The sequence below is a fragment of the Imperialibacter sp. genome, assembly GCF_040222385.1.
Taxonomy (GTDB): domain Bacteria; phylum Bacteroidota; class Bacteroidia; order Cytophagales; family Cyclobacteriaceae; genus Imperialibacter.
Genome location: NZ_JAVKDF010000035.1, coordinates 392,768 through 405,734, shown reverse-complemented (window position 1 = coordinate 405,734; position 12,967 = coordinate 392,768). Strand labels below are relative to the sequence as shown.

Genomic DNA, 12,967 nt, shown 5'->3' with positions numbered 1-12,967 from the left:
GTATCTTCCGATTAAACAATCAACAACAAAGCTTCTTTAACAGTCCCCACCGGTCGCTGGCAGGCCCGGTCATAGCAAACGTAAATTGTGGCTTTTTTATTCACTGCCTTTTTCCCAGCCAGCATAGGCAGTGTGTCCGTTTCTGTTTCCGAAGCAGCCACCACCTTGTTAGGCAGGTAGGGTTGTTTCAATGCTGTAGCCAATTCGAATGCGCCTGGCCCCACAATGGCAATTTCCGCTGTGGGTTTGGCCAGCTGTCCTGCCATCATCGCCCAGTTGGTGAGGTAATCGGGCTCCGTGAGTATCAACGACTTCAACCTTGCAGTCATTTCCTCCGCAAGCGTCAGGTAGTCGTTGTTTTCAAAGTAAAGCCCCAACTTGTGCAGGTTGTGTGCCATCATAGAATTGGTGGAAGGAATCACGTTGTCAAATACTTCCTTCTTTCGGGCGATGAGCTTTTCTCCCTTGCTTGACGTGTAATAAAAGAGTCGTTCTTCCTTGTCAAAGAACTCGTCCATCGCTTTTCCCGAAAGCAAATAGGCAAACTGTAGCCATTCCGGCGCAAAGCTGGCTTCGTACAGCTTGATGAGGCCGTCAATGGCTGAGGCGTAGTCTTCCAAATAGCCATATAATTTGGCCTGCCCATTTTTGTAAGTTCGATGGAGCACGCTGTTATTCCAGGCTTTGCTTTTGATAAATGAAGCGCAGTTAGTAGCTAGCTTACTAAAGCTGTCGTCTTTGAAAGCAATTGAAGCATCGGATAGGCCTTTGATCAAAAGTCCGTTCCATCCTGTCAATATCTTGTCGTCTAAACCAGGCCTTATTCTGGAAGCTCTTACTTGCATGGCCCGCTCATTGAAGGCTGCCACTGCTTGCTTAGCCTGAGCCATCGGCAATTGATGCCTGTCGCCCACCGTTTCGATGGCATCGATAACAAACAGGATATTCCTGCCGTGTTCCCAGTTGCCGTTGTCAGAGATATTGTAGTAGTCTTTGATGAATTCCTTTTGGTCGCCTGCTATTGCCTCAAACTCCGGTTGCGTCCAGGTGTAAAACTTGCCTTCCACTCCTTCGCTGTCGGCATCAAGTGCAGCGAAAAAGCCACCTTCTTCGTGCAACATTTCCCGCTCCAGCCACTCCACCGTTTGATACACCACGTCTTTGAACAGAGGATTTTCCGTGACTTGGTAAGCTTCCGAATACAAGCTGAGGAGCTGGGCGTTGTCGTAGAGCATCTTTTCAAAGTGGGGAGCAAACCATTCGCCATCCACCGAGTAGCGGGCAAACCCACCCCCAGCCTGGTCGTAGATGCCCCCCTGAGCCATTTTGATGAGTGTGAAATGCACGTGATCAACCATCTGCTGGCTGTTAGTTGCGTGACCGTGACGAAGCAGGAACAGCCAGATGCTGGGCATGGGAAACTTAGGGGCCTTTTGCAGGCCTCCCCATACTGTGTCGAACTTTGGGATCAGTCTACCAGCCGCAGAACTGATTTCTGCCAGTGAAAAGCTGCTTTCTGGGGAAGAGAGGCTGAACTGCTCCAGCACGCTTCCTCCCAGGTGGTCAGCGAATTTTTCCGCTGAGTCTTCCAGTTCCTGCCGTTGCTTTGCAAATGCTTCAGCCACGTTTTCTAACAGTCCGACCCAGTTTTTGGCAGGAAAGTAGGTGCCACCATAAAAGGGCTTTTGCTCTGGAGTAAGAAAAACGTTTAGAGGCCAACCTCCGTTGAGCCCCATGGCCTGCACGGCGTCCATGTATACCTGATCCACATCGGGCCGTTCTTCCCGGTCGACCTTGATGCACACATAATGGTCGTTCATGAGTTGGGCGATGGCTTCGTTTTCAAACGATTCATGTTCCATCACGTGGCACCAATGGCAGGCCGAATAGCCGATGCTTAGGATGATGGGCTTGTCTTCCTTCAATGCCTTGTTCAGCGCATCTTCTCCCCATGGATGCCAGTCGACGGGGTTGTAGGCGTGTTGTAGCAGGTAGGGACTTGTTTCACTGATCAGCTTGTTGGGCTGCGGGCCTTTGGTCATAGAATTTCCTTTTTCAGGGCTTGTATCTCTTGTTCTAAATTCAATTGGCCGCTCAATTGTTCCATTTCTTCCAGCGTCTTTTTCAAAAAAGCCTGATGGTGCGCCGAAGCTGGGTGAAAAGGTTTGTGTTCAAGGTTTCTTTTCAGCTTCTGCCACTTGAGAATTAACTGCCTGGTAGGGTCATCGAAATAAACCTGTGAAAACTTTTCCCAGATATAGTCGTGCGCTGTTTCGTTGGGGTGGATCATGTCCTTCTCGTAGAAGCGATAGTCTCGCAGGTCGTCCATCATGATCTCGTAGGAGGGAAAGTAGCTAACCTCAGGGAATGCGGTCATTTCAGCCACCGCCACCCGCAGGATGGATTTGCTTTGGCTGTTGACGACCAGCGTATCTTTGATGTGACGTACGGGGCTAACGGTGATAATGATTTGGATGCCCGGGTTGGCTTCGAGAAGCTGGTTCCTTACATTTTCGTAAGCCCTGATCACCTCTTTAACCGACAGGATACTCTTGGTAAACTGATTAGCTGGCACCTTGTGGCAATTGGCTACTATTTCTCCTGAGCGTTCGTATACTACGGCCGTGCCTAAGGTAACGATTAGCCATTTCGCTTCAGCGAGGGCTTTGTCGGTTTTTCGCTCAAGTTGTTGGATCTCTCTTTCGAGTTCTTCTTTGGTTCCCTTTCCAAACTTTGAATGCAGGTCGAAGTGCTGGTAAATGCCCTGACTTTCGACGATTCCTTCTTTTGTAAAACTCGTGTTGTTTGCAGCTTGCGAAAGCAGCTTGAAAATGGAGACAGGATTGTAAACGGTGCCAAATGGATTGATGTCGACTGAAAACTTGTTTTCAGCCAGGCGATTGCCTATGATGTCAGCAAAACAGGAGCCAAGGGTTAGGATCGAATCCCGATGGGTGATCAAATGCTGATGTGGTGTTGTGCTAATTTCGGTGCGGAACATCCAGCAAGTTAATGTAAAGAAAAGGCACAAAAAAAGGCGCCTTATGAGCGCCTTTTCTTTATGATCTTGTATTCGGATTATTCACCGACAACATTCACAGTGATCTCGTGCTTCACATTCTTGTGAAGATCAAGCAGTACTGTGTGTTCACCAACGTTCTTCACAGCCTCTTTGAAAGTGATTCTCTTACGATCCACTTCAAATCCTTTGTCTTTCAGAGCGTCAGAAATTTGAAGAGCTGTAACAGCACCAAATATTTTGCCGCTTTCGCCAGCTTTGGTGTTGATAGTTACAACCAACTCGCCGATAGATGCTGCAAGCGCCTGAGCGTCCTGAATGATCTTCTCTGCTTTGTGAGCAGCCTGGCGGATGTTTTCTTCAATTTGCTTCTTATTGGAGTTATTGGCGATAATGGCCAATCCCTGAGGAATCAGGTAGTTACGTCCAAACCCTGGCTTTACAGAAACTGTATCGTTTTTGTAGCCAACGCCTTTTACGTCTTCTTTTAGTATAATTTCCATGATCCTCGGTGGTTTACTTCAATGAATCAGTTACGTACGGTAGAATAGCAATGTGCCTTGCTCTTTTTACCGCCTGGGCTACTTTCTTCTGGAACTTAAGGCTGGTGCCTGTTAGTCTTCTTGGAAGAATTTTACCTTGTTCGTTTACAAATTTCAACAGGAAGTTAGCATCCTTGTAATCGATGTATTTGATTCCGTTTTTCTTGAAACGGCAATACTTCTTAATTTTCTGGATGTCCCTGTTGATGGGCTCGTTCATCAGTGTCATGCTGCGACCTCCTTTTCTTTTTTGTTGAATTCGCCTTTCCTACGCTTGTTGTTGTACTCGACTGCGTCTTTGTTCAACGCAACGGTAAGGAAACGCATAACTTTTTCGTCACGGCGGAACTCGGTTTCAAGTGCTGCCACAACCCCAGGAGCTGCTTTAAATTCAAAATAGTGATAGAAACCTGTGGTTTTGTGCTGGATCGGATACGCCAGCTTTTTCAAGCCCCAATTTTCCTCATTCACCATGTCGGCACCATTTTCGGTCGCCACGGTTTTGAATTTGTCAACAGCATCCTTCATCTGAGTATCAGACAAAACGGGAGTTAAAATGAATACTGTCTCGTAATTGTTAAGCATTGTATAACTTATTAATTAAATGGGCTGCAAAGGTATGTAATCGAATCGTAATTGGCAAGGAGCCGTCAGATAAGTTGATAGGCCTCTTGATTATGTATTGTAGTCCCCGAAGTGGAGTGGAGATGCCAGGCTTATTTCACAGTGAAAGAGCCTGCACCCATCAGGTAGCCATCGGTATATACCTCTACTTTGTGGATTCCTATAGCATATTCACTGCCTTTGTTGTAAAGGAAGGACAGTTTTTGGCGGGTGTTGTCGAACAGGATTTCCTGCTTGGCAGTGAAATACATCTCCCGGTTGTCGAATATAAAGGTGCCTGATCCCCTTGTAACGTCGAATAGCACATTGCCATCTGGTGCCACAATCCGTACCAATACATCTTTGCCATCTACGGGCGCTACTTTGTTTTCTGCGATATTGAAGGTGACTTTGATGGACTCGATCTGGCGATTTTTAAACTCGCCAACAGTTTCTTTGCCACGGCTGTTGACAGCTGCTATTACCATGTTTTCGACCTTCAGTTGAGAGGCGATAGCCACTTTTTCTTCCAACTTGTTTTTGGATTGATTGAGGTCTCTTATGGAGGCTGTCAACTCATTTTTCTCTTCTTTAAGACCTGTGTTCTCAGTCAGTAGCTTCTCATTGATAGCTCTCAGCTTGGTTATTTCTTCATCCTGTGCTACCAATAGTTCACGGTAACCTTCCACTCTTGCCTTCAGCTGCCCAATTTCTCTGTTGCTCCGTGTTCTTATGGCCTCTTTTTCTTTTTCCAGCTGCTCTTTCACTTTCAAAAGTGTGTCTACTTCACCACCTAGTTCGGTAATGGTTTGGATTCGTTTGTCCAGCTCAGATGATACCGAATCAAGACTGAAATATGTCTCAGTCAGCTCCTCCTGCTTCGCCATATTGTCTGCCGTGAGCGATTTATTAGTGCTGTAGTCGATACCGATCTTCACTAAAGCCAGCAACAATAGGATAGCCAGGGCTATGACGATTGATTGCTGCTTTTTATTATTACTTCCTCCTTCACTCATGGTATTGGTCTATTACTGTGCTGTAATGTAAAAACAGCCGCAAAATTAGGGAACTAATGTCTTAAAACAATGTTAATTGCCGTCATTACAGCCAGTTTATGAATTTGGATACCGATTTCTGGACAAAAAGATACCGTGAGGGGTCAACTGGTTGGGACGCCGGTGCCATTACCACACCACTCAAAGCCTATTTCGATCAGCTCACCGATAAACAAATCAAGATTCTGATCCCAGGAGCGGGAAATGGCTATGAAGCCGAGTACCTTTTCAAGGCGGGCTTTGAAAACGTCTCAGTGGTTGACTTGAGCCACGAGCCGCTGGATAACCTCCGGGCGAGGGTGCCGAAGCTGCCGCCTGACCAGTTGATCCAGGGCGACTTTTTTCACCACCAGGGTCACTACGACCTCATCGTTGAGCAGACTTTCTTTTGTGCTATTGATCCGTTGCTAAGGCAAAGCTATGCAAGGAAAATGTATGAACTGTTGAAACCAGGCTGTAAGCTGGTAGGCGTTTTGTTTAATAATCCGCTAAATAATGACCGTCCTCCTTTTGGTGGCAATGCTGCGGAGTACAAGGCGTATTTCGAGCCACTATTTGATTTTAAAGTATTTGAGACCTGCCACAATTCAATACCGCCCAGGGCTGGCAGGGAGCTATTTATCCATTTGACAAAAAAGTAAATCACTTCTTAGACGTCAGTTAGCACCATAGTACCTCTGTCTCTTTCCTCAAGTCGGGGTTGAAGAAAAGAATACCGGCATGAAAAATATCTACCGACAGTGTCACCGATTCATGCTGGGTTAGCTGCTGCCATGCCCGCTCCATGCCTGCCGACCAGTGAATATCTCCGATCACTAAGATACTTTGCTGGTGCAGGCTTCCACTCAACAAGTCAAAAAAGGAAAGTGTGGCTTCTTCGCTATGATGAGCATCTATGAAGGCTAGGTCAAGTTTTGGTGTGGTTTGAATGTAGGAGATGAGCACTTCCTGCGCTTTCCCCTCTATTAGCCTAATGTTTTGACAGCCCAGATGATCAAACGTGTCTCTTGCTATGGCGGCAATGGCCGGGCTTCCTTCAATAGTCGTTAATGAACCAGAAAAAGCTTGTTGGAGGTATGCGGCTGAAATACCCAGAGAAGTTCCAATTTCCAGCAGGCATTTGGGCTGCTGAAATTGAACAAGGCGATACAAAAATGAGCAAAAGGCTGGTGATGAGAGGCTATGTTTCGCTACACTGCCCACTGTTCGTTGTTGTGAGCGACTGACGAGCGAACCTGCTCCAGGGTCTTGCAAGTCGATGAGCCTTTTGTCTTTTATTAAAGCCTTTCGCTGCTGTTCAATGGGCTCGAAAGGTGCAGACGGGCTTTTCGGTTTTAGTACCTCATTGTAAAACTTAAATAGGAAGGGGCTGTGCAAAGACTGCTCGTCGACCGCATCTAGCCAGTAGGACAGATAAGCTTTGGCAGGATAAAGCCTTTTGAGCAGCGACAAGAATCAATTGAGTTTATACGGCACCACCATGGTGAATTCGGGAATCTTCACCTGGAATTTTTTACCATCAAGCACTTTTTCCATAAGGTAGGAGCCGAGCATTTTGCCAACGCCCGATCGGAGGTTGCATCCGCTTACGTACTGATGGGTTTCGCCGGGTTCCAGAATCGGTTGCTGGCCCACCACGCCCTCGCCCTCTACTTCTCTCACTTGCGTGTTGAGGTCGTGGATGTACCAGTGGCGGCGCAAAAGCTGTATGGTATTGTCTCCGCAGTTCTCAATAGTAATCTTGTAAGTAAACACAAAGTGCATCTGCTTCGGATTGGAGTATTCCGGCTGATATTCTGTGATGACGCTCACTTTTACCCCTTCTGTAATTTCAGTTACCATGAAATTGTAAGACTTAAATGCGGATGCCTATATTAGGGTTGGTTGTTGCCAGGAGGCGATTAAGATACAAAGAAAATCAAAAAAATGATTCATGGATGTAAAAATTGAAGAAAGCTGGAAGAAGAAATTGTTACCTGAATTTGACAAAAGCTATTTCGTCGACCTTACTTCTTTCGTAAAAGATGAATATTCAAAGCATATTGTTTACCCTCCAGGCAAAGAAATTTTTAGTGCATTTGCCCACTGCCCCTTTGATCAGGTAAAGGTGGTGATCATTGGCCAGGATCCCTATCATGGGGCAAATCAGGCTAATGGCTTGTGCTTTTCGGTAAAGGACGGAATTAAAATGCCGCCGTCGCTGGTCAATATTTTTAAAGAACTGGCCAACGACCTTGGAAAGGATATTCCTCCTTCGGGCAACCTGGAACGGTGGGCCGATCAGGGAGTGTTGTTGCTAAATGCTACCCTGACAGTAAGAGCCAGCAGCCCTGGATCGCATCAGAACAGGGGGTGGGAAACTTTTACTGACGAAGTAATAAAGCTGGTGTCAGCCGAAAAGGAAAACGTGGTTTTTATTTTGTGGGGAGCTTATGCTCAGCGAAAAGGGGCCGTTATTGATAAGTCGAAACATTATGTGATAGAATCGCCGCACCCTTCTCCTTTTTCTGCTCACAGTGGTTTTTTTGGTAGCAAGCCGTTTAGTAAAACGAATGAATACTTACAATCAAAGGGATTAAAGGAAGTTGATTGGTGATCAACAGAAACTAAAAATTTCATAAATTGACCTCACCAAACTAATACCTACAAAATGAAACTACTTACCAAACTCAATCAGTTAGTCCTGCTCTGCGCAGTTATTTGCTTTAGCGCTTGTGATCAAAAAACTACTTCCAATTCCTCCGAAACTGAGGCAGAAACGGATACAGACAGCTTGGGTGCCATTTCCCAACCCCTGGTAACAGACCTTTACACGGCTGATCCGTCGGCCCATGTTTTCAATGGAAAAGTCTATATCTATCCTTCGCACGATTTTGACGCTGGTATTCCTGCCAACGACAACGGGGACCACTTTGGCATGGTGGACTATCATGTTTATTCCATGGATAAAATTGGTGGGCCAGTAACAGATCATGGCATAGCGCTCCATATAGACAATGTGCCGTGGGCGGGCAGGCAAATGTGGGCACCCGATGCGGCCCTGAAAGACGGTAAGTACTTTTTTTATTTTCCTGCTAAAGACAAAGAGGATGTGTTTAGAATAGGCGTGGCAGTGGCTGCTACGCCCGAAGGGCCATTTACACCAATGGATGAGCCTATTGAAGGTAGCTACAGCATCGACCCGGCAGTATTTACCGATGCCGATGGAAGCTCTTATATGTATTTCGGTGGTATCTGGGGTGGGCAATTACAGCGCTGGGAAACCGGCGAATACGAGCCGTACGACTCCTTTCCAGCCGGCGACCAGCCAGCCATCAGGCCCAGGGTAGCTAAAATGAATGATGATATGCTGGGCTTCGCCGAAGAGGTGAGACAGGTGGATATTCTGGATGAAAATGGAGCTCCATTGCTTGCGGCGGACAATAACCGCAGGTTTTTTGAGGCGGCCTGGTTACACAAGTACAACGGTAAATACTACTTCACCTATTCTACAGGCGACACCCATTTTATCTGCTATGCTACGGGCGACAATCCTTACGGGCCGTTTACCTACCAGGGCGTTGTGCTCAATCCTGTTATTGGCTGGACCAACCACCATTCGATTGTAGAGATTGATGGTAAATGGTATCTGTTTTACCATGACAGCACCCTTTCTGGCGGGCAAACCCATTTAAGAAACATAAAAGTTACTGAGCTTACTCATCGGCCCGATGGAAGCATTATTACTATTGATCCCTACACCAAAAAATAGAACAGAGCGAGCCCATGGATGTAAAAGTACCAACCGACAGGCCGACCTGGGAAGGCGAAATTGCCACTTATTGGTTTGAAGATGAAATACTCATATCGTTATCAAAAAGTATTAAGAGGACGGTAGAGTTGATCAGAGGGAATGTGGAATTGGTAAAAGACATAGCTCATAGCAAACCTGTGCCATTACTCATTTATCTCAAAAACTCGCCTGTGCCCGACAAAGAAACCCAGAAGTTTTCCAGAGAAATGCTGCCGGAGATTTATACGGCCATGGCCATGGTTTCGAAGCCTGGTCTGTCGAGGTTCATTATGAACCTGCTTTTCAGCATGAGCAAACCGCCCATTCCGATGAAAAGCTTTACCGATGCGGAAAAGGCGAAAAAATGGCTGAAGAAGGTGGGTTGACCATATGACCGATACACAAATACTCCTCTCATGATGTAGCGATGCCTTGAGGATAATTATAGGGAATTTATAAATTTGGCTATGGGCCAGGATCAATCACTTGCAGCGCTGCTGGAACAAGCCATTGAAAAAGTACTGAGCGGATCAAGCGATGTTCAAATCTCCCTTACAGGGAACGATCAGGAGGATGCCATTATTTCCAGTGTAAATAAGCTTTTCCAAGTCTTCGACCAGCAAAAAAAGTCTCTTGCTGAGGGGAGTATTTTCAAGGAACTTTTCGAAAGGTCAGGCGACGCCATCTCTATTATTGAAAATGGCGTTTTTATTGATTCCAATTTTTCGGCGATGCGTCAGTTTCAGTACACCACAAAGTCGGAAATTTTGAAGGTGCATCCTTCCGCCTTGTCACCTGAGCAACAGCCCGATGGAAGAAGCAGCCGGGAGAAAGCCGACGATATCATGAATACAGCACTTGCTCAAGGGTCAATCCGCTTCGAATGGTGGCACAAACTCAGAAGTGGTGCTCTTTTTCCCGCAGAAATCGTCCTCACCACGTTAGTGAACGAGCCTGGGCGTAAGGTGTTCCACTCCGTGATGCGTGATATTACTGAGCAAAAGAGGAATCAGAAAGAGCTGGAAGACGCCAATGTGGAGATTAGCCGATTACACAAGGAGACGGAGCTCATTTTGCAGTCGACAGGCGAAGGGATTTATCGACTTGACGACCAGGGAAAGATCACCTTTATGAATAAGGCCGGGTTGACATTGGTAGGCAGGGTGCTGTCCGAGGTGGTAGGGTATTCTCCGCATGACCTGATTCATTCACCTACTCAAAGTGAGCACGAAGAACCAAGAAACTGCCCATTGTGCAATACAGTGACTTCCGGTAAAACACATCTCACTGATGATGGAGTTTTTTGGCGGAAAGACGGCACAAGCTTTCCGGTGGAGTACATTAGTGTTCCTATCAAATCGGACGAGGGAGTATTGCGGGGGGCAGTGGTTTCATTCCTCGATATCACCGAAAGAAAAAAAGCGGAAGCAGAATTGAAGCATTCTAACGAGCGGCTGAAGCAAGCCGTTGAAGAAATTCAGCGCTTAAAAATGCAGTTGGAACAGGAAAATGACTATCTGCAGGAGGAGATCAAGTTGGATCATAACTTCGAGGAGATCATTAGCAAGAGCAAAGTTTTTAGAAAGGTGCTGAAGGACATTGAGCATGTAGCACTCACTGATGCCACGGTGTTGATTGAGGGAGAGTCTGGCACTGGCAAGGAATTAATAGCCAGAGCCGTACATAATTTGAGTGACCGAAAGAGCAGAGCGTTAGTGAAAGTGAATTGTGCGGTGCTCCCGGCAAACCTTATTGAAAGTGAACTGTTTGGTCATGTAAAGGGGGCTTTTACAGGAGCCTACAGCGACAAAACCGGACGATTCGAACTGGCTGATAAAGGCACTATTTTTTTAGATGAAATAGGCGAGATGCCCATGGAACTTCAGGCCAAACTGCTGCGGGTGTTGCAAGAAGGAGAGTTTGACAGGCTTGGCTCTAACCGAACCTTAAAGGTTGACGTTCGGGTGATCGCCGCTACCAACGTGAAGCTGAAAGAAGCCGTGAAAGATGGGAGGTTCCGGGAAGACTTGTACTACCGCCTGAATGTGTTTCCGATGAGAATTCCGCCTTTGAGGGAAAGAAAGGAAGACATTGGTATATTGGCACAGCACTTCCTTATGAAGTACAACCTCAAGTTCAACAGGCATATTGAAAGCATTTCACGGCATGTGTTGACCCAACTTACTAATTACAACTGGCCGGGCAACGTACGGGAGCTGGAAAATGTGATAGAAAGGGCCGTTATCACCTCGAGAGGAAAAAGCCTTGAGATAACCGAAAGCCTACAAATGACAGAGGTTGATAATCAAAATGATGGTATTGCGACCTTGACAGAAATAGAGAAGAGTCACATAACTAAGGTGCTTAACAAAACCAATTGGCGTGTCGGCGGCGACAATGGAGCAGCCTCGCTCCTTGGCTTGAAAAGAACTACCCTTGTGGAGAAGATGAAAAAGCTTGGCATCGAAAGGTAAGTGTCAATATTTTGACATTACGCCAAAATATTGACTTTTCAATCCTGCTCATTTCCTCAGAAACAATCAACAAATAGCTAATAATCAATTAGTTATTCACTTTGGCATCATGCTTGGTATCGGATTTGAAAAACAAACGATACTGCACTGTCAAGATGAAAATTCAAACATTACAATTTCCTTTTACACTTGAGACAGTCAATGCTGTCAACCAGCAATTAGCCAACGCATGGAATTCCAATAACCCCGATAAACTGGTGCTGCTATTCTCTCCGGAGTCAAGGTGGCAATGTGGCGAGCATACTTTCGCTGGCCGGGATGCTATCAAAAGCTTTTTGATCCGGAAGTGGTCAATGCAGCGCCACTACCGCCATGTGGTTGAACTGTGGGCATTCCACGAAAATAGGATTTCGAACAGGGTGGCCTACGAATGGCAAAGCGCCGAAGATGGACAATGGTTTAGGGCAACGGGCGTCGAGAATCTGGAGTATGAAGTCAACGGCCTGGTGACCGCCAGGTACGAATACATCTTTGATACTAAAATTCTGGAGGCACACAGGTGGTTCAAGTGACAAACACGGATGCTGGGGCTTTTCTTAAGGTAGCTTAAGATATATGGCTCCGGCAAGTGTCACCTTTGAATAGCCACGGCGACGAAAGTGGTGACTAATTAAACGGCCGGAATGATGCAAAGAGCACTTTTTGGAGAGGTTTTGAAGGCTCTGTTACGTCATAACTTATATGTTTTCGTCATAGTTTTTGGCCAGATCGCCAAAATTTATGGCTTTTGCTTCATACGTGTTGAGTGTGCCTCGGCCGACCGCCAGACCTTTGTAACGGTAACAAGAAATTCATTCCGCTGACACTGGCGGTAGCTTTAGAAAAGAGAATTATCAATAAAAACGAAAACCAAAAACCACAATCAAAATGAAAAGGATTATTCTAACATCAATCTGCGTGCTGGGCTTGTTTGCTGCCAAAGCACAAAATGTAACACCCATCAGAAAAGGATTCAGCATCGGCGGGTCATTTGGCGTCGGGGTACTACACTTTACGAAAGGAGCTGGTGACGCCGAAACGGGTGGAGATATCTCTTTGCCTAACCTTAAAATAGGCTGGCTTTTTAACGACAAGCTCGGAGTGTACCTGAACGCACCAGGCCAGATGTATCAGCAGAACAGTCGTGACAGAAGTTTTGAAGGGCTGATTCCGGCGGTGCAGTACTGGCCTGCCAACAAATGGTGGATAAGTGGTGGCATGGGGCTGGCTATGGATATGCCTGCTTTTTATGATGTTGTAGACTTTGGGAAGGAAGAGTTCAACTTCGGAAAAGGAGTGTTGATCAGCACGGGTTATGAAGTGCTCCAAAGAAGAAAGTGGGCCATTGATCTGCAAGGCCGGTTGCTCATGAGCAGCGTGAATATAGAGGCAGGAAAGCGGGAAGGTACCAGCCTGACGCTTGCTTTAGGATTCAATTTCTATTAACAGGGTAGCCGGCAGAC

General features: G+C 46.3%; 15 protein-coding genes. 7 read left to right on the top strand and 8 right to left on the bottom strand.

What is annotated here, in order from left to right:
• Positions 1-11: 11 nt before the first annotated feature.
• The 6 genes from RIG68_RS17675 to RIG68_RS17650 all read right to left on the bottom strand — a co-directional run bounded on the left by RIG68_RS17675 (position 12) and on the right by RIG68_RS17650 (position 5,180).
• Positions 12-2,042 (bottom strand): thioredoxin domain-containing protein, encoded by a 2,031-nt coding sequence (locus RIG68_RS17675; protein WP_350125182.1) that lies wholly within the window; start codon positions 2,040-2,042, stop codon positions 12-14.
• Positions 2,039-3,001 carry a GSCFA domain-containing protein gene (locus RIG68_RS17670; protein WP_350125179.1) on the bottom strand — a complete coding sequence of 321 codons (963 nt, stop codon included), beginning with the start codon at positions 2,999-3,001 and terminating at the stop codon, positions 2,039-2,041. Before RIG68_RS17670 ends, RIG68_RS17675 begins: the two co-directional genes overlap by 4 nt.
• A 77-nt stretch (positions 3,002-3,078) precedes the next feature.
• Entirely contained in the window at positions 3,079-3,522 is a 444-nt protein-coding gene (gene rplI, locus RIG68_RS17665; protein WP_350071986.1) for a 50S ribosomal protein L9, read from the bottom strand.
• Between the two features lie 13 nt (positions 3,523-3,535).
• A complete protein-coding gene (rpsR, locus tag RIG68_RS17660; protein WP_151997139.1) occupies positions 3,536-3,790 on the bottom strand; it encodes a 30S ribosomal protein S18 in 255 nt (84 codons plus the stop codon).
• Positions 3,787-4,146 carry a 30S ribosomal protein S6 gene (gene rpsF / locus RIG68_RS17655; protein ID WP_350125176.1) on the bottom strand — a complete coding sequence of 120 codons (360 nt, stop codon included), beginning with the start codon at positions 4,144-4,146 and terminating at the stop codon, positions 3,787-3,789. The genes rpsR and rpsF overlap by 4 nt, the downstream gene beginning before the upstream one ends.
• A 131-nt stretch (positions 4,147-4,277) precedes the next feature.
• Positions 4,278-5,180, bottom strand: coding sequence for a DUF8428 domain-containing protein (locus tag RIG68_RS17650; protein ID WP_350125173.1), 903 nt, complete (start codon positions 5,178-5,180; stop codon positions 4,278-4,280).
• A gap of 98 nt (positions 5,181-5,278) precedes the next feature.
• On the opposite strand from RIG68_RS17650, the gene RIG68_RS17645 reads away from it, so the two are divergent.
• Positions 5,279-5,860: a methyltransferase domain-containing protein gene (locus tag RIG68_RS17645; RefSeq protein WP_350125170.1), complete on the top strand. Its 582-nt coding sequence runs from the start codon at positions 5,279-5,281 to the stop codon at positions 5,858-5,860.
• 19 nt (positions 5,861-5,879) lie between these two features.
• Here the strand turns inward: RIG68_RS17645 and RIG68_RS17640 are convergent, their stop codons facing one another.
• On the bottom strand, positions 5,880-6,671 hold the full coding sequence (locus RIG68_RS17640) for an O-methyltransferase (RefSeq protein WP_350125167.1): 792 nt from the start codon (positions 6,669-6,671) through the stop codon (positions 5,880-5,882).
• A gap of 3 nt (positions 6,672-6,674) precedes the next feature.
• Entirely contained in the window at positions 6,675-7,061 is a 387-nt protein-coding gene (gene apaG / locus RIG68_RS17635) for a Co2+/Mg2+ efflux facilitator ApaG/CorD (RefSeq protein WP_151997133.1), read from the bottom strand.
• Positions 7,062-7,152: 91 nt separating this feature from the next.
• On the opposite strand from apaG, the gene ung reads away from it, so the two are divergent.
• The 6 genes from ung (at position 7,153) to RIG68_RS17605 (ending at position 12,950) form a co-directional block, all read left to right on the top strand.
• Positions 7,153-7,815, top strand: a complete 663-nt coding sequence (gene ung / locus RIG68_RS17630) for a uracil-DNA glycosylase (protein ID WP_350125164.1) — start codon at positions 7,153-7,155, stop codon at positions 7,813-7,815.
• A gap of 54 nt (positions 7,816-7,869) precedes the next feature.
• Positions 7,870-8,970: a glycoside hydrolase family 43 protein gene (locus RIG68_RS17625; protein ID WP_350125161.1), complete on the top strand. Its 1,101-nt coding sequence runs from the start codon at positions 7,870-7,872 to the stop codon at positions 8,968-8,970.
• A gap of 14 nt (positions 8,971-8,984) precedes the next feature.
• Positions 8,985-9,377 carry a DUF7793 family protein gene (locus RIG68_RS17620; protein WP_350125158.1) on the top strand — a complete coding sequence of 131 codons (393 nt, stop codon included), beginning with the start codon at positions 8,985-8,987 and terminating at the stop codon, positions 9,375-9,377.
• A gap of 81 nt (positions 9,378-9,458) precedes the next feature.
• Positions 9,459-11,465 (top strand): sigma 54-interacting transcriptional regulator, encoded by a 2,007-nt coding sequence (locus tag RIG68_RS17615; protein ID WP_350125155.1) that lies wholly within the window; start codon positions 9,459-9,461, stop codon positions 11,463-11,465.
• A gap of 155 nt (positions 11,466-11,620) precedes the next feature.
• Positions 11,621-12,037, top strand: coding sequence for a DUF1348 family protein (locus tag RIG68_RS17610; protein ID WP_350125152.1), 417 nt, complete (start codon positions 11,621-11,623; stop codon positions 12,035-12,037).
• Positions 12,038-12,392: 355 nt separating this feature from the next.
• On the top strand, positions 12,393-12,950 hold the full coding sequence (locus tag RIG68_RS17605; protein ID WP_350125149.1) for a hypothetical protein: 558 nt from the start codon (positions 12,393-12,395) through the stop codon (positions 12,948-12,950).
• The last annotated feature ends 17 nt before the right edge of the window (positions 12,951-12,967 follow it).

What these genes read in the sequence shown, in the direction of transcription:
- RIG68_RS17670 (WP_350125179.1), bottom strand. Translation starts at nt 3,001, where the DNA reads ATGTTCCGCACCGAAATTAGCACAACACCACATCAGCATTTGATCACC.
- RIG68_RS17650 (WP_350125173.1), bottom strand. Translation starts at nt 5,180, where the DNA reads ATGAGTGAAGGAGGAAGTAATAATAAAAAGCAGCAATCAATCGTCATA.
- RIG68_RS17675 (WP_350125182.1), bottom strand. Translation starts at nt 2,042, where the DNA reads ATGACCAAAGGCCCGCAGCCCAACAAGCTGATCAGTGAAACAAGTCCC.
- RIG68_RS17645 (WP_350125170.1), top strand. Translation starts at nt 5,279, where the DNA reads ATGAATTTGGATACCGATTTCTGGACAAAAAGATACCGTGAGGGGTCA.
- rpsF (WP_350125176.1), bottom strand. Translation starts at nt 4,146, where the DNA reads ATGCTTAACAATTACGAGACAGTATTCATTTTAACTCCCGTTTTGTCT.
- RIG68_RS17615 (WP_350125155.1), top strand. Translation starts at nt 9,459, where the DNA reads ATGGGCCAGGATCAATCACTTGCAGCGCTGCTGGAACAAGCCATTGAA.
- RIG68_RS17625 (WP_350125161.1), top strand. Translation starts at nt 7,870, where the DNA reads ATGAAACTACTTACCAAACTCAATCAGTTAGTCCTGCTCTGCGCAGTT.
- ung (WP_350125164.1), top strand. Translation starts at nt 7,153, where the DNA reads ATGGATGTAAAAATTGAAGAAAGCTGGAAGAAGAAATTGTTACCTGAA.
- RIG68_RS17610 (WP_350125152.1), top strand. Translation starts at nt 11,621, where the DNA reads ATGAAAATTCAAACATTACAATTTCCTTTTACACTTGAGACAGTCAAT.
- RIG68_RS17620 (WP_350125158.1), top strand. Translation starts at nt 8,985, where the DNA reads ATGGATGTAAAAGTACCAACCGACAGGCCGACCTGGGAAGGCGAAATT.
- rpsR (WP_151997139.1), bottom strand. Translation starts at nt 3,790, where the DNA reads ATGACACTGATGAACGAGCCCATCAACAGGGACATCCAGAAAATTAAG.
- apaG (WP_151997133.1), bottom strand. Translation starts at nt 7,061, where the DNA reads ATGGTAACTGAAATTACAGAAGGGGTAAAAGTGAGCGTCATCACAGAA.
- rplI (WP_350071986.1), bottom strand. Translation starts at nt 3,522, where the DNA reads ATGGAAATTATACTAAAAGAAGACGTAAAAGGCGTTGGCTACAAAAAC.
- RIG68_RS17605 (WP_350125149.1), top strand. Translation starts at nt 12,393, where the DNA reads ATGAAAAGGATTATTCTAACATCAATCTGCGTGCTGGGCTTGTTTGCT.